The 18,306-nt window shown below is 74.5% G+C and carries 22 protein-coding genes; 8 read left to right on the top strand and 14 right to left on the bottom strand.

Annotated elements, in window-relative coordinates; all coding sequences use genetic code 11:
• Positions 1-134 precede the first annotated feature (134 nt).
• Complete coding sequence (locus tag GA0115242_RS28270; RefSeq protein ID WP_093833385.1) at positions 135-647, top strand: DinB family protein; 513 nt, start codon at positions 135-137, stop codon at positions 645-647.
• Positions 648-899: 252 nt separating this feature from the next.
• Positions 900-1,409 (top strand): hypothetical protein, encoded by a 510-nt coding sequence (locus tag GA0115242_RS28275; protein WP_093833387.1) that lies wholly within the window; start codon positions 900-902, stop codon positions 1,407-1,409.
• Between the two features lie 76 nt (positions 1,410-1,485).
• Here GA0115242_RS28275 and GA0115242_RS28280 read toward each other — a convergent pair whose 3' ends face one another.
• The 7 genes from GA0115242_RS28280 to GA0115242_RS28310 form a co-directional block, all read right to left on the bottom strand.
• The gene (locus GA0115242_RS28280; RefSeq protein WP_093833389.1) at positions 1,486-2,019 is read right to left on the bottom strand and encodes a hypothetical protein; all 534 of its coding nucleotides are present in this window, start codon (positions 2,017-2,019) and stop codon (positions 1,486-1,488) included.
• Positions 2,020-2,137: 118 nt separating this feature from the next.
• Entirely contained in the window at positions 2,138-2,821 is a 684-nt protein-coding gene (gene ung, locus GA0115242_RS28285) for a uracil-DNA glycosylase (RefSeq protein WP_093833391.1), read from the bottom strand.
• 253 nt (positions 2,822-3,074) lie between these two features.
• Positions 3,075-3,833: an SDR family oxidoreductase gene (locus GA0115242_RS28290; RefSeq protein WP_093833393.1), complete on the bottom strand. Its 759-nt coding sequence runs from the start codon at positions 3,831-3,833 to the stop codon at positions 3,075-3,077.
• A 12-nt stretch (positions 3,834-3,845) separates the two neighbouring features.
• Positions 3,846-4,607, bottom strand: coding sequence for a 3-oxoacyl-ACP reductase FabG (gene fabG, locus GA0115242_RS28295; protein ID WP_093833395.1), 762 nt, complete (start codon positions 4,605-4,607; stop codon positions 3,846-3,848).
• A 123-nt stretch (positions 4,608-4,730) separates the two neighbouring features.
• Positions 4,731-5,180, bottom strand: coding sequence for a DUF3037 domain-containing protein (locus GA0115242_RS28300; protein ID WP_093833397.1), 450 nt, complete (start codon positions 5,178-5,180; stop codon positions 4,731-4,733).
• On the bottom strand, positions 5,177-5,941 hold the full coding sequence (locus tag GA0115242_RS28305) for a HipA family kinase (RefSeq protein ID WP_093833399.1): 765 nt from the start codon (positions 5,939-5,941) through the stop codon (positions 5,177-5,179). The genes GA0115242_RS28300 and GA0115242_RS28305 overlap by 4 nt, the downstream gene beginning before the upstream one ends.
• A 173-nt stretch (positions 5,942-6,114) precedes the next feature.
• Complete coding sequence (locus tag GA0115242_RS28310) at positions 6,115-6,933, bottom strand: isocitrate lyase/PEP mutase family protein (protein WP_093833401.1); 819 nt, start codon at positions 6,931-6,933, stop codon at positions 6,115-6,117.
• Positions 6,934-7,151: 218 nt separating this feature from the next.
• Between GA0115242_RS28310 and GA0115242_RS28315 the strand changes: the two genes are divergently transcribed.
• Entirely contained in the window at positions 7,152-7,577 is a 426-nt protein-coding gene (locus GA0115242_RS28315; RefSeq protein WP_093833403.1) for a Rieske (2Fe-2S) protein, read from the top strand.
• Here the strand turns inward: GA0115242_RS28315 and GA0115242_RS28320 are convergent.
• Positions 7,564-8,220 (bottom strand): cysteine hydrolase, encoded by a 657-nt coding sequence (locus GA0115242_RS28320; protein WP_093833405.1) that lies wholly within the window; start codon positions 8,218-8,220, stop codon positions 7,564-7,566. The two genes, GA0115242_RS28315 and GA0115242_RS28320, sit on opposite strands and share 14 nt — an antisense overlap.
• A gap of 144 nt (positions 8,221-8,364) precedes the next feature.
• Here GA0115242_RS28320 and GA0115242_RS28325 point away from each other — a divergent pair, with 144 nt between their 5' ends.
• Positions 8,365-8,847: a pyridoxamine 5'-phosphate oxidase family protein gene (locus GA0115242_RS28325; RefSeq protein ID WP_093833407.1), complete on the top strand. Its 483-nt coding sequence runs from the start codon at positions 8,365-8,367 to the stop codon at positions 8,845-8,847.
• A gap of 116 nt (positions 8,848-8,963) precedes the next feature.
• On the opposite strand, the gene GA0115242_RS28330 is transcribed toward GA0115242_RS28325, so the two are convergent.
• Complete coding sequence (locus GA0115242_RS28330) at positions 8,964-9,866, bottom strand: LysR family transcriptional regulator (protein WP_093833409.1); 903 nt, start codon at positions 9,864-9,866, stop codon at positions 8,964-8,966.
• Between the two features lie 74 nt (positions 9,867-9,940).
• On the opposite strand from GA0115242_RS28330, the gene GA0115242_RS28335 reads away from it, so the two are divergent.
• The gene (locus GA0115242_RS28335; protein WP_176729926.1) at positions 9,941-10,906 is read left to right on the top strand and encodes a DMT family transporter; all 966 of its coding nucleotides are present in this window, start codon (positions 9,941-9,943) and stop codon (positions 10,904-10,906) included.
• A 91-nt stretch (positions 10,907-10,997) separates the two neighbouring features.
• On the opposite strand, the gene GA0115242_RS28340 is transcribed toward GA0115242_RS28335, so the two are convergent.
• On the bottom strand, positions 10,998-12,329 hold the full coding sequence (locus tag GA0115242_RS28340; RefSeq protein ID WP_093833413.1) for an aminotransferase class I/II-fold pyridoxal phosphate-dependent enzyme: 1,332 nt from the start codon (positions 12,327-12,329) through the stop codon (positions 10,998-11,000).
• A 66-nt stretch (positions 12,330-12,395) separates the two neighbouring features.
• Between GA0115242_RS28340 and GA0115242_RS28345 the strand changes: the two genes are divergently transcribed.
• Together GA0115242_RS28345 and GA0115242_RS28350 are read left to right on the top strand one after the other, a co-directional pair.
• Positions 12,396-13,085, top strand: coding sequence for a pyridoxamine 5'-phosphate oxidase family protein (locus GA0115242_RS28345; protein ID WP_093833415.1), 690 nt, complete (start codon positions 12,396-12,398; stop codon positions 13,083-13,085).
• Positions 13,085-13,732 carry an FMN-binding negative transcriptional regulator gene (locus GA0115242_RS28350; protein WP_093833417.1) on the top strand — a complete coding sequence of 216 codons (648 nt, stop codon included), beginning with the start codon at positions 13,085-13,087 and terminating at the stop codon, positions 13,730-13,732. The genes GA0115242_RS28345 and GA0115242_RS28350 overlap by 1 nt, the downstream gene beginning before the upstream one ends.
• A gap of 388 nt (positions 13,733-14,120) precedes the next feature.
• Here the strand turns inward: GA0115242_RS28350 and GA0115242_RS28355 are convergent, their stop codons facing one another.
• The 3 genes from GA0115242_RS28355 to GA0115242_RS28365 form a co-directional block, all read right to left on the bottom strand.
• Complete coding sequence (locus GA0115242_RS28355) at positions 14,121-15,077, bottom strand: DMT family transporter (RefSeq protein ID WP_093833419.1); 957 nt, start codon at positions 15,075-15,077, stop codon at positions 14,121-14,123.
• Positions 15,078-15,273: 196 nt separating this feature from the next.
• A complete protein-coding gene (locus tag GA0115242_RS28360) occupies positions 15,274-16,278 on the bottom strand; it encodes an EamA family transporter (RefSeq protein ID WP_093833421.1) in 1,005 nt (334 codons plus the stop codon).
• A 92-nt stretch (positions 16,279-16,370) separates the two neighbouring features.
• Positions 16,371-16,979, bottom strand: coding sequence for a Clp protease N-terminal domain-containing protein (locus GA0115242_RS28365; RefSeq protein WP_256089778.1), 609 nt, complete (start codon positions 16,977-16,979; stop codon positions 16,371-16,373).
• Positions 16,980-17,241: 262 nt separating this feature from the next.
• On the opposite strand from GA0115242_RS28365, the gene GA0115242_RS28370 reads away from it, so the two are divergent.
• Positions 17,242-17,670 carry a type II toxin-antitoxin system Rv0910 family toxin gene (locus tag GA0115242_RS28370; RefSeq protein ID WP_093833425.1) on the top strand — a complete coding sequence of 143 codons (429 nt, stop codon included), beginning with the start codon at positions 17,242-17,244 and terminating at the stop codon, positions 17,668-17,670.
• 125 nt (positions 17,671-17,795) lie between these two features.
• Here the strand turns inward: GA0115242_RS28370 and GA0115242_RS28375 are convergent.
• Positions 17,796-18,306, bottom strand: a 511-nt coding sequence (locus GA0115242_RS28375; protein ID WP_093833433.1) for a PadR family transcriptional regulator, incomplete at its 5' end; no start/stop codon positions are given.

Here is an 18,306-nt window from a genome sequence, read left to right on the forward strand (position 1 = left end):
CTCCTGTCGCTCGCCGGTTCCGGGCTCCCGGCCCGCGTCGCCGACAGCTTACGGGGCCGGTCGGACACCGCGGGCGGGGCCGTCCGGCGCCGGACGGGAGGGCGGTTGTCAGACCCTGCTGGCAGGATGCGCGCATGAGCAACGACCGCCGTGGACCCGCGACCGACGCCGACGAACGCACCATGCTGGAGGGGTGGCTCGACTACCACCGGCAGACACTGGCCCACAAGTGCGAGGGGCTGACGGACGCCCAGTTGCGGACGGCCTCGGTGCCGCCCTCCATGCTCTCCCTGATGGGCCTGGTGCGGCACATGGCGGAGGTCGAGCGCTCCTGGTTCCGCCGGATCCTGGTGGCCGAGGACGCCGGGCCGATCTACTACACCGACGCCGACCCCGACGGCGAGTTCCGGCTCACCGAGGCGGACACCTGGGCGGAGGCGTACGCCACCTGGCAGGCCGAGATCGACAGCGCCCGCAAGAACGCGGCCGGGTACGCCCTCGACGACGTCTCCGCCGGGCGCCACCGGCAGACCGACGACGTCTTCACCCTGCGCTGGATCGTCACCCACATGATCGAGGAGTACGCCCGGCACAACGGCCACGCGGACCTGCTCCGGGAACGCCTCGACGGAGCCACCGGGGAGTGACGTCACCCGGCCGGGGCCACGGGGGGGGACATGGGGGGGACATGGGGCCCGGCCGGCGCGAGGGCCCGCCGCACCTCCGGCTCGCGTGACGGGGGTGCAGCGGCGCGGTGAGCGTGCGCGTGGCGCGGCCGTCAGGGAAGCCCGGTGTGCCCGGCTCCGTGCGCCGTCAGGGCCGGGGCGAGGGTCACCCGTGCGGGGCATCCTGCGCCTGTCCGCTGTCCCCGGGCCCGGGAAGGCGCCATTGTTGCGCGGGTGCATCGAACGACGACCACCGCGACGCTCCTGGTCACCGTCGCCGTCTCGGCCCTCACCGGCTGTGTGACGGTGCAACGTCCGCCCGCGCCGGGACCGGCCGCCACCTCGGCCCAGCCGTCGTCCGCGCCGCGTCCCGACGGGCGGGGCGGGGCGGAGGTGGTGCAGGCACCGGCCCGTGAGGCGCTGGAGATGACCGGCCCTTCCCCCCGGGACGGGCACCCGCCGAGGCATCGCGCGGGGCCGCCCCCGGCCGGTGGCGCCGCGGGTCCGGCGGCGAACCCCGAGCGGCCACGGGCCCCGCACACCGCACCGCGTCCGCATCCTCGCGCCGCGGACCCCGGGCACCGGTCGCGGCCGCACGGGAACACGCCGCGCCCCCGCGTCCCCGACCTGGTCAAGGGGGTACCGAGCAGTCAGGCGGACGTGTGCGCGCTGGGCCGGACGTACGGCGGCTGGCCCGCGGACAGCCCCCAGGCCGTGGTGTGCGGCCAGACCTACGGCCGGTAGGGCGGACGGCGGCGCGGAGGCCGGGGCCGGACGGCGTGCCCGGCCGCGTGCCCGGCCGCCCCGCGGGCACCGTCACTCAGGGCCGCTGGCGCGGCGGACCCCAGCGGCCCTCGCCCGGGGTGCCGCCCTCCCCTAGCCGCCGTTCCAGTCGGCTGATGGCGGCCCGTACCCCGTCCCCGTACCGGTCCTCGGCGAGGGTCTCGGCCGCTCCCCTGGCCCGGCGCAGATGGGTGCGGGCGGCGCCGCTGCGGCCGAGCTTCTCGTAGTCGGCGGCGAGGTTCAGGTGCAGGGACGGGTACAGGGCCCGGACGGCGACCGCGTTCGCCTGTCCGGCGAGCCGGTCGCCGAGGCGCTCGGCGGACAGTTCCTCGGCGGCCGTCAACGCCCGCAGGTCCCAGGCGAGTTCGTCCGAGGGGTCGTCCTGGGTGTCGGCGAGGTAGTGGGCGAGCGTGCAGCGGTGCAGGGCCTCGCCGTGCTCGCCGATCTCCGCCCAGAGGGCGAGGAAGCGGTGCCTGGCCTCCTCGCGGTCACCGGCGTGATGCAGGATGACGCTCTGCCCGATCCGCGTCATCACCTCGTCCGGCACCGTCTGCTCCGGTCCCTCGGCCACCGCGTCCTCCGCCCGCTCGTCCGCCGCACCGTTGTCGGGACCGACGCTAACCGCAGCCGCCGGCAATCCCGGTCAGGCGGCACCGGGCCGGTCCCGCGCGGAACCGGCCCGGCGGGGGTCAGCCGAGGTCGGGCACGGTCCAGTCGATCGGCTCGTGGCCCTGGGCCGCGATCGCCTCGTCGATCTGCGTGAAGGGGCGGGAGCCGAAGAACTTCTTCGCGGAGAGCGGGGACGGGTGCGCGCCCTTGACCACCACGTGCCGGGTCTCGTCGATCAGGGGCAGCTTCTTCTGCGCGTAGTTGCCCCAGAGCACGAACACGGCCGGGTCGGGCCGCTCGGCGACGGCGCGGATGACCGCGTCGGTGAACTTCTCCCAGCCCTTGCCCTTGTGCGAGTTGGCCTCGCCGGAGCGGACCGTGAGCACCGCGTTGAGCAGCAGGACGCCCTGTTCGGCCCACGGCATCAGATAGCCGTTGTCCGGGATCGGGGTGCCCAGCTCCTGGTTCATCTCCTTGTAGATGTTGCGCAGCGACGGCGGGGTCTTCACACCGGGGCGGACCGAGAAGCACAGACCGTGGCCCTGGCCCTCGCCGTGGTACGGGTCCTGGCCGAGGACCAGCACCTTGACCCGGTCGTACGGCGTCGCGTCCAGAGCGGCGAAGACCTCTTCGCGGGGCGGGTAGACGGGACCCTTCGCCCGCTCCTCCTCGACGAACTCGGTCAGCTCCTTGAAGTAGGGCTGCTGGAGTTCGTCACCCAGGACGCCGCGCCAGGACTCGGGCAGCATGGCGATGTCGGTCACGTCAACTTCCTTACGATGTGCGGTGAACGGTGAAGTGAGAGGGGCGGACCGGTCCGGTCGCCTCCCGTCCACAGAACCTACCGCCGACCACTGACAACGGCCCCGCGCTCCGGGGATCCCGCCCACCGGGCAGCCACCGTGCACCCGTCGGACCGTCCCCGCGTCCCCGCCGAGGCCGCCGCACGCCCCGGGTCCCGGCATGCGGACGGGCGCCGTCCGTCTCCGGCGGCGCCCGTCGCGAGCGGTGCGCGGGTCAGCCCACCCCGGCGTTCAGGAAGATGCCGCCGTCGACCACCAGGGTCTGCCCGGTGACCCAGTCGGACTGCTCCGAGGTGAGGAACGCGGCGGCGCCGCCGATGTCGGAGGGCACCCCGAGGCGGCCGAGCGGGTAGGAGGCGGCGGCCTCCTCCTCCCGGCCCTCGTACAGGGCCTGCGCGAACTTGGTCTTCACCACGGCCGGCGCGATGGCGTTGACCCGCACCCGGGGCGCGAACTCGTGGGCGAGCTGCTGGGTGAGGTTGATCATCGCGGCCTTGCTGACGCCGTAGGCGCCGATGAACGGCGAGGGCGCGATCCCGGCGACCGAGGCGATGTTGACGATCGCGCCGCCGTTCTCCTTCTGCCAGGCGTGCCAGGTCTTCTGGGCGAAGCCGAGCGCCGAGACGACGTTGGTCTCGAAGACCTTGCGGGCCACGTTCAGGTCGAGGTCGGCCATCGGTCCGAAGACCGGGTTGGTCCCGGCGTTGTTCACCAGGAAGTCGAGGCGGCCGAAGGCCGCCATGGTGCGCTCGACCGCCTCGGCCTGGTGGTCGAGGTCGTGGGCCTTGCCCGCGATGCCGACGACGCGGTCGGCGCCGAGCCGGTCGACGGCCTCCTTGAGCGCGTCCTCGTTGCGGCCGGTGATGGCGACCCGGTCGCCGCGGGCGACGAACGCCTCGGCGACGCCGTAGCCGATGCCGCGGCTGGCGCCCGTGACGAGGGCGACCCGTCCGGAGAGTTCCACCGAAGTCATGGTCCCTGCCCCCTAGTCGAGCGGTCCGCCGGCCACGTACAGCACCTGTCCCGAGACGAACCCGGCCGCCTCGCCGGTGAAGAAGGCGATGGCGTTGGCGATGTCGTCGGGCTCGCCGACCCGGGCGACCGGGATCTGGGTGGCGGCGGCGGCCTTGAAGTCGTCGAAGTCCATGCCGACGCGGTCGGCGGTGGCCTTGGTCATCTCGGTGGCGATGAACCCGGGGGCGACGGCGTTGGCGGTGACGCCGAACTTGCCCAGCTCCTTGGCGAGGGTCTTGGTGAAGCCCTGGAGACCGGCCTTGGCGGCGGAGTAGTTGACCTGTCCGCGGTTGCCGAGGGCGGAGGACGAGGAGAGGTTGACGATGCGCCCGAACCCGGCGTCGACCATGTGCTTCTGGACGGCCTTCGCCATCAGGAAGGCGCCGCGCAGGTGGACGTTCATGACGGTGTCCCAGTCGGAGACGCTCATCTTGAACAGCAGGTTGTCGCGCAGCACGCCCGCGTTGTTGACGAGGATCGTGGGGGCGCCCAGCTCGGCGACCACGCGCGCGACGGCGGCCTCGACCTGCGCCTCGTCCGAGACGTCGGCGCCGACCGCGAGGGCCCGGCCACCGGCGGCGGTGATCCGCTCGACGGTGTCCTTGCAGGCGGCCTCGTCGAGGTCGACGACGGCGACCGCGCGGCCCTCGGCGGCCAGTCGTACGGCGGTGGCGGCGCCGATGCCCCGGGCACCGCCGGTGACCACGGCGACCCGCTGCTCAGTGGTGGACATTGCCTGTTCTCCTCGCCCTAGAGAAAGTACGCCCGCTGGTGAGCGACCGCTTAGTACCTTCGGCACGTGACGCTAGAAGCCCTGGCACCCGGTGTCAACGCCATACGAGGCGGGTGTGATCGATTACCTCACCAGCAGGTCCAGCAGCCGCTCGGTCTCGGCCACCGGGTCGGTGGTGAGCCCGGTGTGGACCGGCCCCGGCTGGACGACGGTGGAGCGGGGCGCGATGAGCCAGCGGAAGCGCCGTCCCGCGTCGTCACCCGCGGCCTGGCCCGCCGCCGTCCCGCCGCCGCAGACGGCCTCGACGGCGCCCAGCGCGGCCAGGACCCCGGCGACGTCCGCGGCCGGGTCGAGGGCGAGCAGCCGCGGTTCGTCCAGGTGGGTGCGGGCGCCGAGGTAGCCGCGGGCCCGGCAGTAGACGAGAACCCCGGCGTTGACGCACTCGCCGCGCTCGACACGCGGGACGACGCGGAGCAGGGCGTACTCGTAGACGTCCCGTCCGCCGCCCTGCCCGGCCCGGGTGATGTGCCGCTCGACGACCTGCCCCGCCATGTGGATGTGCCGGTCGCTCACGGGCGCTCCTCGATTCCGGTGACGCGCTCGTGGACGGTGGCCGCGCGGGCGAGCAGCGGGCGCGCGTAGGCCCGCCGGAGTGCGTCGGGGTCGGTGAAGCCGGGCTCGCCGGTCAGCCAGACGTCCGGGATCTCGGCGGTGACCTCGGCGAGGAGGTCCTCGGTGACGAGCGGGGCCAGCTCGGCGGCGGCGCCCGCGACGTCCGGGGCGAAGCGGGCGAGGGCGTGCTCGGAGGCGTCGTAGGGGCGGGCCGCGGAGGCGTCGGCGCCGGGCCAGTTGTGGTGCCAGATCATGGTGGCGCCGTGGTCGATGAGCCACAGGTCGCCGCGGTGCACCAGGAGGTTGGGGTTGCGCCAGGAGCGGTCGACGTTGCCCACGAGCGCGTCGAACCAGACGATCCGCCCGGCCTCCGCGGGGCTCGCCCGGAAGCCGAGCGGGTCGAAGCCGAGGGCGCCGGAGAGGAAGTCCATGCCGAGGTCGGTGCCGCCGCTGCCCCGCAGCAGGTCCTGGACCTGCTGCTCGGGCTCGCCGAGGCCCAGCACGGGGTCGAGGGCGAGGGTGACGAGCCGGGGCACCCGGAAGCCGAGCCTGCGGGCCAGTTCCCCGCAGACGACCTCGGCGACCAGCGTCTTGCGCCCCTGCCCCGCCCCGGCGAACTTGATGACGTACGCGCCGTGGTCGTCGCCCTCGACGAGCCCCGGCAGCGACCCGCCCTCACGCAGCGGCGTGATGTAGCGGGTCACGGTGACCTCGTTCAGCATGTCCTCACGTCACCCGACTCCTCGGTCCTGCGCTCCACGGCACGCCTCCCGGCCTCCGATGCGAAACGAGCATAGTAACCGGGGGTGACGACGGTCCGCTCACGCGCCCGGCCGGGCCGGGCGGGCGGTGGTCGGATGCGCGCGGGGCGGGGTGCGCTGTCACACTCGGTCCCTCAACGCCCTTGGCCGAGCAGCCCGTTGAGGTCCGGGAAGGGGATGGCGTCGGTGAGGGAGTCGTAGGTGCCGCTGCGGTAGAGGCCGAGGGCCGCGCGGCGGGCCGCGGCGTAGGCCGCCTGCGCCACGCCGGAGCCGAGGCTGACCCGGGCGACGCCGAGGGCGCCGAGTTCGGCGACGGCCGGGGCGCCGGGGCCCGCCATGACGTTCAGCGGCACCGGGATCGCCCCGGCCAGCTCGGTCAGGACGGCGGGGTCGGTGACGCCCGGGACGAAGACGCCGTCCGCGCCCGCCTCGACGTACCGGTGCGCCCGGTCCAGGGTCTCGCGCAGCCGGGTGTCCGGGTCGCCGAGCCCGAACAGGTAGGTGTCGACACGGGCGTTGAGGAAGAGGTCGGCGCCCGCCCGGTCGGCGGTGCGGCGGGCGACGGCCAGACGGGCGGCCAGCTCCGCCGGGGGCCGGGTGCCGTCCTCGATGTTGACGCCGACGGCACCGGCCGCGAGGACGCCCTCGACGGTCTCCGCGACGTCGTCCGCGTCCTTGCCGTAGCCGCCCTCGATGTCGGCGGTGACCGGGACCGCGACGGCGGCTGCGATCCGGCCGATCAGGTCGAGCGCGGCCTCGCGGGCGAGGGCGTCGCCGTCCGGGGCGCCCAGCGACCAGGCGACCCCGGCGCTGGTGGTGGCGATCGCGGGGGCGCCCGCGGCCTCGATGACGCGGGCGCTCGCGACGTCCCAGGCGTTGGCGAGCGCGAGGGGCGGGCGCGGGGTGTGCAGGGAGCGGAAGAGACGCGATGTGGCCGGCGGTGCGAAGGTCATGACGGCAGTCAACCACCGCCGTCCGACCGTCTTCTGGCGGATTTCCGACAGGCACGTCGGCGGCGGCGCCGGGCGGACCGGGGACGCCGACAGCGAAACGACAGCTCTGGCTTACCGCGCCCCGACGCGGCACCCGGCAGGCTCTCGCACCGTCTGAACAACCGGTGCGCGACGGCCGTACCCCTGTGGAGATCCATGAACTCGAAGGGAACGTCAGCATGACCAGCGAATCGCTTCACCCCCTTCCGGCACCCGCGCGGCGCACCGTGGTCGCGGCCGTCGGTGCGGCGGGGCTCGCCGTCGCGCTGACGGCGTGCGGGTCGGGCGACGACTCGTCCGGTTCCACCGGTTCGAGCGGCGCGAGCCTCGGCAAGACGTCCGACATCCCGGAGGGCGGCGGCAAGATCTTCAAGGACGAGGGCGTGGTGGTCACCCAGCCGACGGCGGGCACGTTCAAGGGCTTCTCGGCCAAGTGCACGCACCAGGGCTGCGCGGTGTCCAGCGTGGCCGACGGCGTCATCGTCTGCCCCTGCCACAAGAGCCACTTCTCCGTGGAGGACGGCAGCGTGAAGCAGGGCCCCGCGACGCAGGCGCTGCCCGCCGCCGAGATCAAGGTGAGCGGGGACTCGATCACCCTGGCGTGAGCCGGGACCGCCGCGGGCCGTTCAGCGCGCCCAGCACCTCGTCCGTGGTCGCGACCGTGGCGACCAACGCGAGTGTGTGGCGGATCATCGCGGGGGTGTAGTCGGCGGGCACCCCCGCGATGGCGTCGGCGGGGACCACGACCGTGTAGCCCCGGTTGACCGCGTCGAAGACGGCGTTGGGGATCGCCACGTTCGCGGACACCCCGGTCACGACCAGGGTTCGGCAGCCCAGGTTGCGCAACAGGGCGTCGACGTCGGTGCCCTGGACCGGGGAGAGCCCGTGCAGCCGCCGGACCACGAAGTCGGCCTCGGTCACCTCGATCGGGGCGGCGACCCGGACCGCGGAGGTACCGGCGAGCTGCTGGACGGGGAGCCGTTCGGCGGCGCGGAAGAGGCGGGCGTTGCGGTTGGCGCCGCGGCCGTCCGGACGCCGTTCGGCGACCGCGTGGATCACCTGGACGCCCCGCTCGTGGGCGGTGGCGACCAGCCGGGCGACGTTGTCGAGGGCACCCGACGCCCGTACGGCGCGGGCGAGTTCGGGCAGCGCGCTGTCGGGTCCGACGACGCCCTGCTGGCACTCGACGGTGAGCAGCACCGTCGTCGCCGGGTCGAGCAGATCCCTGAGCTGGGCGTGGGACGGCACGGTTCTCCCCTCGGCGCGGGCGGCGCGACGGCGGCGAGCGTAGCCACCATTGCGCGGGGACGGAAGACGACCCATCCTTTTCTGACGTGATGTCAGAGGATCATCGGAGATCCTCTGGCACGACGTGAGAGAAGAGGGGGACACATGACCGTCACTCAGCGCCGCGGCCGGAAGATCATGATGACGCCTGGCGAGCTGGACGAGTTCCTCACCAGCCAGCGCACCTGCCGGGTCGCCACGGTCTCGGGGACCGGCGCACCGCACGTCAGCACGTTGTGGTTCGCCTGGGACGGCAGCTCGATGTGGCTGTACTCGGTGGTGCGCAGCAAGCGGTGGACCGACCTGCGCCGCGACCCGCGGGTCGCGATCGTGGTCGACACCGGGGAGGAGTACGACGAGCTGCGGGGCGTCGAGCTGTCGGGCGCGGTCGAGTTCGTCGGCGAGTCCCCGCGCACCGGCGACCTCTGCGCCGAACTCGACGTCCCGGAGACGCTGTTCGCGCGCAAGAACTTCCGGCTGGAGGAGATGCCGCACGACGGCAGGCACGCCTGGATCAGGCTGACCCCGGAGAAGATCGTCTCCTGGGACTTCCGCAAGCTGGGCGGCCCGGCCGCGCAGGGCGCCTGACCGCCGCGAACGGCCGCTGAGGCCACCGCGGTCCGGCCCGCAGGGCGCCTGACTGCCGCGAACGCCCGCTGAGGCCACTGCGGTTCGGCGCCCAGGCACCGCAACGGGGTGGCGCCTCAGCCGAGTTTGCGGGCCGCGTCCTGCAACGCCCCCACCGCCGCCCGGATCGACGGGCGGCGGTCGGCGTCGGCCCGCCAGACGACGTAGACATGGCGGCGGACGCGCTGCTTGAGCGGCACGGTGACGACGCCGTCGGGCATCGGGTGGCGGCCCAGCAGCGGGGCGATGCAGACCCCCAGCCCGGCCTGGACGAGGCCGAGTTGGGTGTGGGTCTCGGCGGCACGGTGGCCGACGATCGGTTCGATGCCCCGGGAGCGGAGCGTGAGCATCAGCCACTCGTGGCAGAACTCGCCCTCGTTCCAGGTGATCCACTCGTCCTCGGCCAGCTCGCCGAGGTCCACCTCGTCGCGTCCGGCGAGCGGGTGCCCGGACGGCAGCGCCACGTCAGCGGGGTCGTCCAGGACGGACGCCTTCACCAGCCCGTCGGGCAGCGGCATCGGCTTGTTGTACCAGTCGAGGACGACGGCGAGGTCGAGGTCGCCGCGGACGACACCGGCGATGCCGCGCTCCGGCTCCAGCTCGCGGGAGCGCACCCGCAGCCCGGGGTGCTCGGCGCGCAGCGCGGAGAGCGCGAGCGGGAACAGGCCGCGCGCGGCGGTCGGGAAGGCGGAGAGCCGCAGCTCGCCGGCCACCTGGCCGCGGTGCGCCTCCAGGTCGGACCGGGCCAGCTCGATCTGGGAGAGGATGCGTGCCGCGTGCTGGGCGAGCAGCCGCCCGGCGTCCGTGAGCCGCACCCCGCGCCCGTTCTTGGCCAGGAGCTGCTGGCTCACCTCCCGCTCCAGCTTGCCGAGCTGCTGGGAGACGGCGGAGGTGGTCACGTGCAGCGCCTCGGCGGCGCCGCTGACCGAGCCGTGCCGGGCGAGGGCGTCGAGGGTGCGCAGGCGCTCCAGATTCAACATGTAAGCGATACTACGAGGTACCGCGCGGATTTTCTCGATTGTGCTACGACGTCGTCTCCGGGATCGTGGTGTTCATGACCCCCGTCACCGCACCCCGCGCCCGCACCCTCGACTGGCGGCTCCGCTTCGGCGTCCTCTCCCTCATCTGGGGATTCAGCTTCCTGCTCATCAAGGTGGGCACCGACGGGTACGCCCCGTTCCAGGTCACCCTCGGCCGACTGGTCTTCGGCACGGCGGTCCTGGCGGCGGCGATGGCGGTCAGGCACGAGCGGCTGCCGCGCGGGGTCAGGACCTGGGCGCACCTGACCGTCGCCGCGCTGCTGCTGAACGCGCTGCCGTTCTCGCTGTTCGCCTACGCGGAGCTGACCGTCCCGTCCACGCTCGCGGGCATCTGCAACGCGACCTCCCCGCTGTGGGGCATGGCGCTGTCGCTGGTGGCGCTCTCCGAGGACCGGCCGAGCCGGGTGCGGGTGGCGGGCCTCGGCATCGGGTTCCTCGGGGTGCTGACGGTCCTCGGCGCCTGGCAGGGCTTCGACGGACTGGACGCCCGGGGCACCGCGATGGCGCTGCTGGCCTCGCTCTGCTACCCGATCGGCTGGATCTACGTCCGCCGCACGCTGGCGGGTACCGGCCACTCCCACCTCGCGCTGACTGGCGCCCAGTTGCTGATGGCGACGGTGCAACTTGCGGTCGTCACGCCGTTGTTCACCACCTTCCCGACCCGGGTCGCGCTCGTCCCGCTGCTGGCGATCGCCGCGCTCGGCGCCCTGGGCACGGGCCTCGCCGTCCTGGTCCAGTACGGTCTGGTCGCCGAAGTCGGCCCGACCACCGCGCAGATGGTCACCTACTTCATCCCGGTCATCGCGACGGCTGCGGGCGTCACCCTGCTCGGCGAGAAGCTGACCTGGTCGACACCGGTCGGCGCGGCGATCGTCCTGGCGGGCGCCGCCCTGACCCAGGCCCGCGGCCGGACACCGCGGAAGAGCACCCCGGCCGCGACACCCTCGGCACCGGCACGGGCGGAACTCCACGCCCGCTGAACGGCGACGGCGCGGCAGTGGCAGGCAGGGAGCCCGAGCCCACCGGACCAGCGGGACCCTGGACCTGCCCCCGCGCCGGACCAGCGGGACCCTAGGCCCGTCCCCGCGCCGGAGCCGGGCCCACCGCCGCGGCGATCGCGGCCGCCAGGGGGGCGGTCTCGGCCGGGGTCAGGGTGGCGACGGTGACCCGGATGCCGGGGGGCGCGCTCATCCGGAAGCGGGCACCGGGGGCCACCGACCAGCCGGCGTGCAGCAGCCGGGCGACGGCCGCCGTCTCGTCCGGCACCGGGATCCAGACGTTCAGCCCGCTGCGCCCGTGCGCGGCCACCCCGCGCTCCGCGAGCGCCGCGATCAGCAGCGCGCGCCGGTCGCCGTAGGCCGCGGCCACGGCCCGGGTGTCCAGCGCGCCGTCCGACCAGAGCCTGACCACCGCGCGCTGGAGGACGCGGCTGACCCAGCCGGGCCCGAGCCGGTGCCGTCCCGCCACCCGGTCGACGGTTACGGAGTCCCCCGTCAGCACCGCGAGCCGCAGGTCGGGGCCGTACGCCTTGGCGACCGAGCGCACGAAGACCCAGTGCCGGGTGGTACCGGCCAGCGGGTGCACCGGCAGGTCGACGATGCCGTGGCCGTGGTCGTCCTCGATCACCAGGACCCCGGGATGCTCCCCGAGCACCCCGCGCAAGGCCCGCGCGCGGGACGCGGTCACCGCCGCGCCGGTCGGGTTCTGCGCGCGGTCGGTGACGATCAGCGCGCGGGCCCCGGCGTCGAGGGCCCGCCGCACCTCGTCCGGCAGGGGCCCCTCGTCGTCGACGCCGACCGGCGCGGTGCGCAGGCCGAGCGCCGGGACGAGGTCGAGGAGCCCGCCCCAGCCGGGGTCCTCGACGGCGACGGTGTCCCCCGGCTTGAGGTGCGCCCCGAGCACCCGCTCGATGGCGTCGAGGGAGCCGGAGGTGACGGCCAGCGGCCCGGCCGGGACCCCGTCGGCGTCCAGCTCGGCGCGCGCGATCCGCTCCAACTCCGGTTCCAGCAGGGCGTCCCCGTACCGCACCGGGTCCCGGTCGGACTCCTCGCCCGCCGCCGCGAAGGCCCCCGCGAGGGAAGGCAGCAGCGCGGGGTCCGGGTTGCCGTCGGCCATGTCCCGCACCCCGTCGGGCACGCCCAGGCGGTCGTACTCGCGGCCGGTGGTGGCGGGCTTGGCGCGCACCCTGCTGCCCCGCCGCCCGTCGGTCTCGATGACCCCGCGCTCGCGCAGTGTCCGGTAGGCGGACGCCACGGTGTTCGGATTCACCCCCAGATCGACGGCCAACTCCCGCATGGGCGGCAGCAGTTGCCCTGGTTCCAGGCGTCCGTCACCCACCGCGCGCTCGACGTCGGCCGCGATGTCGGCTGCGCGGCGCCCTTCGATCCGATATCCTTCTAGCACAAACCACATTATGCACTAGAGCAATCCGGACGGCAACCGACCGGCACCACCACGAGGGAGACAGCCATGCAGGGGACCGAGACGCCGACGTCACCGTCGTCCGCCGACGCCTACACCCCGACCGACCGCACCGTCCCGACCCGTTCCGCGGACCGGGCGTCGTACGACAGGGAGCTGGTGCACGCGATACTCGACGAGGGGTACGTCGGCCACCTCGGCTTCGTGCGCGACGGCAGGCCTGTCGTGCTGCCGACGCTCTACGGGCGGGTCGGCGAGCGCCTGTACGTGCACGGTTCGACGGGGTCGCGCCCGCTGCGGATGACCGGCCAGGCCGACCCCGGACTCGCGGTGTGCCTCACCGTCACGCACGTGGACGCGCTGGTCCTGGCCCGCTCCGCGTTCCACCACTCGATCAACTACCGCTCGGTGGTGGTGCACGGCATCGCCCACGACGTGACCGACCCGCAGGAGAAGCGGGCCGCCCTCGACGCCCTCGTCGACCACGTCGTGCCGGGGCGGTCCGCCGACTCGCGGCCCGGCAACAAGAAGGAGCTGGCCGCCACCGCCGTCATCAGGCTCGACCTCGACGAGGTGTCCGCGAAGCTGCGCACCGGCGGGGTCAACGACGAGCCCGAGGACCTGTCCCTCCCGCACTGGGCCGGTCTGGTCCCGCTGCGCAAGGGCTACGGCGATCCGATCGCCGACGGCGACCTCGCGCCCGAGGTGCCCCTCCCCGGCTACCTCACGGTGTCGTGATGCTGATCCACCCCTGGGACGCGCCCCGCGACGACGCCGAGTGGCAACACTGGCTCGCCGCCCACGACTTCGGGCAGCTCGCGGTCAACGGCCCGCCGGGCGAACCCCCGCACGTCCAGCCCCTGCACTTCGCCTACGACGCCGGACGCGGCGAGGCCGTCACCCACCTGGCGCGGCCCAACCCGCTCTGGGCCGACCTCCGGGCCCGCCCCGAGGTGGTGCTGAGCGTGGTCGACGACTACGTGTTCGTCCCCGGCCCGTGGCAGGCCCCGCCGGACACCCCGGCCGAGCACGGCGTGCCGACCAGCTTCTACGCGGCCGTCCAACTCCGGTGCCTGGCCCACGTCGTGGACGACCCTGCCGACAAGGCGGCCCTGCTCAACCGGCAGATGGGCCACTTCCAGCCGGAGGGCGGCTCCGCGCGGGCGGCGGCGGGCGAGGAGCCGTACGGCAGGATGCTCGCCGGGATCCGCGGGCTGCGGCTCGAAGTGGTCGGTGTGCGGGCGAAGTTCAAGTACGCGGCGCACAAGCCGGAGGAGGTGCAGGACCGGATCGTGGCGGGGCTGACGAGCCGCGGCGGCACCGGGGACGCGGCGGCCCGCGAGCACCAGCTCCGCCGCCGGGGGGTGTGGTCCCCGACGCGCTGACCGGCCGCGCGACCGGGCGGGGTGGACCCCGTCAGGGACCGGGCGAGGGGGCGTGCCATGCGGGCGCGGGCCGGAGCGCGGGGGCGCTCGGGCGTCGACTGGGGCACGGGCCCGCACCCCCTCCCCGGACCAGGGCGAGGTCGCTCAGGACCGGGCAAGGCCACCTCCGTCCAGCCCCGGCACGGGCGAACACCCGCCCGGGACCGAGCGAACACCCGCCCCGGGACCGAGCCGAGTCATCCCGGGGACCGGGCAAGCCCCCCAACTCCAGTCCTGACGCGGGCGCACGCCCCGACCCAGTCATGGCCACCCCGCTCCCCCGTGAGCGCAGGAGCACGCCCCCCCCCCCCGGCGCCAACCCCCCGTCACCGCGCCACCGTTCGCACCCTCACGCCGTCACCGCCCCCTCCCTCCCCGGCCCCCGTACCTCTCCGACCGCGAGGCCCGCGACCGAGCCCAGCATCAGGACCGTCCCCGCCAGGGTCGTCGCGGTGAGGTGCTCGCCGAGCAGGACGACCGCGAGGACGGCCGCCGCGACCGGTTCCAGGAGCATCACCACCGAGACGGTGGCCGAGCGCACGACGGCCGCCCCGGCGAAGTAGAGGGCGTACGCGAGCGCGGTGGGCACGGCCGCGATGTACGCGACCAGCCAGATCAGCCGCACCGGGTCGGCGGTGTGCGGCACCAGTCCCTCGGCCAGGGCCAGGGGCAGCAGGCACACGCTGGTGACGGCGAACGCGCCGACCGACGTGTCCCCGCCCCCCTCGCGTCCCCACCGCCGGGTCAGCAGCGTCATCGCGCAGTACCCGGCGGCGGAGAGCAGCGCGAGCAGCACGCCCCAGGGTCGCACCGTCGCGCCGCCCCCGCCGAGCACCAGGACCGCGAGCCCGGCGAGGGCCACGGCGACGGCGGCGGCGCCGCCCCGTCCGAGCCGCTCGCCCAGGGTGAGGCGCGCGCCGAGGGAGATGAGGACGGGCCCGGCGCCGAGCGTCACGACGGTGGCCACCGCGAGACCGGTGGCGCCGACGGCGGCGAAGTAGGCGGTCTGGAAGACCGCGAGCCCCAGACCGGTCGCGACGGCCCGCGCCGACCGGCGGCGCAGCGGCACCACGGCGGCGGGACCGGCGGGGCCTGCGGGGCGTGCGGGGTTCGGACGCAGGGGCCGGACCGCGAGCAGCAGGACCAGGCCGACCGCGCAGCGCCAGAAGGAGAGGGCGACGGGGCCGAGGTCGCTGATCCGGTAGACCAGCGCGGCGCCGGCGCCCGCGGTGCCCCAGGCGACACCGGCGACGATCAGGAAGAGGAGGCCGCGCCCGACGGGCAGGCCGGAGGAAGGGTTCGACACGAGAGTTCTCCGCGGAGTGCAGAAAGCCGGAAGGCGTCCGGTCGTGCCCCCGGAGGGGCGGACCGGCCGGACGCGTGGACCTCGTCCGCGGGCGCCACGGCCCGGCCCGGCGGCGGTCGCCGGGCGGGGTCGGGGTTCAGCCCGCCGTCAGGCGGCGGGAGGCGGAAGAACGAGCGTGTTCGGCATGGTCACGACCCTAGACGACGGTTCCGCGGGCGGACAGGTCACGTTCCGGGCCGCCGCTCGCCACCGGGCTCCCCGACGACCCGGCGGGCGCCGAGGACTGCGCGATGAACGCGCCGACGAGCACGACCCCGCCGCCGACGAGCTGCGCGGCCCCGAGGTGTTCGCCGAGCAGCACCCAGGCCAGCACGGTGGCGACGACCGCCTCCAGGCAGGCGACGACCCCGGCGACCTGCGGCGACAGCCGCCGCACCGACACCACCCCGGTGACGTAGGCGACGACGGTGGCGATCAGGACGACCCAGGCCAGCAGGGCGACGGCCGGGACCGCGGTGCCGTCGAGGTCGGCGGTGCCCGCCAGCACCGTCCAGTCCAGGTCCCAGGGGCGGGCGACGGCGCTCAGCACGACGGCGCCGACCAGCAGGCCGTAGGCGATCACGCCGAGCGGGTCGGGGGCGTCGTCGCCCGCGTCGCTGCCCTGGTCGGAGAGGACGAAGTAGCCGACCTGGCAGCAGGCGGCGGCGAGCGCGAGGAGCAGGCCGAGGAGGTCGAAGCGCAGCCCGGACCAGACCTCGACGACGCAGGCGAGGCCGCCGACGGCGAGGACCACCCCGAGCGCGGCGGCCCGGCTGACCGGCCGTCGCTGCACGAACCGCACCCAGGCGAGGACCAGCGCGGGCGCCAGGTACTCGACGAGGAGCGCGACGCCCACCGGGATGCGGGAGATCGCGGCGAAGTAGCAGGCCTGGACCCCGGCCACGGCGAGCAGTCCGAAACCGGCGAGCAGCGCGGGCCGGCGGAGCACGAGGGCGCGGTGTTGGTAGGCGACCGGCAGCATCACCAGGGCGGCGCCGGTGACGCGCAGCCACACCACGTGGAGCGGGTCGAGGCCCGCCTCGATCAGGGGTTTGGCGGCGACGCCCGATCCGCCGAAGGCGAGGGCGGAGACGAGGGCGAGTCCGAGTCCGACGCCTTTGCCGGGGCCCGTCCGATCACTGGCTGAGGTGTGCACGGGCACATGATGACAGGCGACGACATGAGCGTCACCCTCGTTGGCACCTGTCTCGCACACTGGACGCGCCGGAGCCGGAGGCGGTCGGCGGGGTCGCGTCAGTCGGTGGTCTCCCACCACGCGGCGGCGCCCTCGCGGGCGAGCTGCTTCTCGATCCGGGCGAGGACGTCGTGGCGGTCGAGTCCGGCCCGCTCCAGCACCTCGGCGGAGCGCGCGCCGGGATCGGCGACGAGAGCCGCGAAGAGGTGCAGCCCGCGGGCCGGTCCGTGGTCGCGGGCGAGCACGCGGGCACGGTCCATGGCGAGGGCGGCGAGCGGGGAGAGTCCGTCGGAGTCGACCGTGGGGGCCTCGGCGCCGGATCCGGGACGCGGGTGCGGTCGCCCGGGGCCGGCGGCCGGGTCCGCGGTGCCGGGGCGTTCGACCAGGCCGCGCCAGCGGAGTCCGTAGCCGATGCTGCGCTGGACGAGGTAGCCGAGCAGCCGGACGATCTCGGGGCCGTCGTCGAGGACGGTGCGGGCCTCGGGGTCCTGCTCCAGGAGGGAGTGCAGGAGGTGCGCGGTGTCGATCTGGCGGTCGTCGTCCCGTACGGCGCGGCGGCGGGCGCCGGACACCACCGCCGCCAGCTCGGCGCTGAGCGGGGCGTCGTCGTCGACGGGGGGTCTTGCGGTCCGGTCGCCGAGGGGCTGCCGGGGAAGGGGCGATTGCACGGGTACCACCCCATCAGCCGTCCGCATTCCGGTCATCGGCGTGACGAAGCATCTTGCCGTCCCACGCAGAGTGGACGGCGGCGCCCGACATCTCCTCCTCACGGATGAGATCTGAGCGGATCGGGGCCGCGCCCGGCCCGGGAGACCCCGTTCCGCCGGGTCCGGCGGGCTCCACATTTCCTGACGGTTCATCAGTATTGAATGTTGCGGGGGCTGGAGCTACGTTCCGCGACACCGTAGCCCGACACGAAGAGGTGGTCGCATGGCCGAGGTCAGCGCGGAGGCACGTATCGAGGCCCCCGCCGAGAAGGTGTGGGCGCAGCTCATGGACTGGTCCGCGTACGGCGAGTGGAACGCGACCCACACCGGCTTCCCCAAGGGCGTCCCGGCGGATCTCGCGACCGGCGGGACGTACGAGGAGAACATGAAGCTGATGGGCTTCCCCGCCGAGGTCGAGTGGACGGTGGAGGCGCTGGAGCCCGGCCGTCTCTTCGCGACCCGGGGCAAGGGCCCGATGGCGGTGACGGTCGCCAACCGCTACACGCTCACCCCGGACGGCGGGGCGACGACGGTGCGGATCGACGCCGAGTTCACCGGCGCGGCGGTCTCGCTGATGGCGGGCAAGCTGAAGGACTCGGCGCGGGCGGCGCTGGAGGAGTCGCTGCGGAAGCTCGCGGGACTGGTGACGTGAGCCGGGGCGGAGGTGCCCCTCGGACGGCGTCCGAGGGGCACCTCCGGCAGACCCGCGCGGGACATCAGGGGCAGCCCCACCAGCAGGGGGGCGAGCCACCACGGGTAGCCCCATCGCACCGCCGGTCAGTCCTCGTCGGCGAGGATCAGGTACAGCTTCTTGCGGGCGTCGTTGATGACGGTCAGCGCCTTCTCGCGCTGTTCCTTGCTGCCGGTCTTCCAGACCTGACCGAAGGCCTCCATCAGGCCGAAGCCCGCCTGCCGGATCTCGCCGAGCGCCTCCCAGTCGACGCCGCGGGAGGCTTCCTCCCAGGGCGCCTCGGGGCCCTCGTCGGCCGCGGCGCGGCCGGACTCGGTGAGTGAGAACAGCTTCTTGCCGCCCTCGCTCTCGCTGGCGATCAGCCCCTCGTCCTCCAGCAGCTGGAGGGTGGGGTACACCGAGCCGGGGCTGGGCTTCCACGCCCCGCCGCTGCGCTCGGCGATCTCCTGGATCATCTCGTAGCCGTGCATGGACCGGTCCTTGAGCAGGGCCAGGATCGAGGCGCGCACGTCACCGCGCCGCGCCCGGCCGCGGGGTCCGCCCCGCCCCCTGGGCCCCCACGGGCCGGGGCCGAAGCCGGGCCCGCCGAAGCCGAAG

Origin of the sequence: Streptomyces sp. SolWspMP-5a-2, from assembly GCF_900091845.1 — a bacterium.
Classification (GTDB): domain Bacteria; phylum Actinomycetota; class Actinomycetes; order Streptomycetales; family Streptomycetaceae; genus Streptomyces; species Streptomyces doudnae.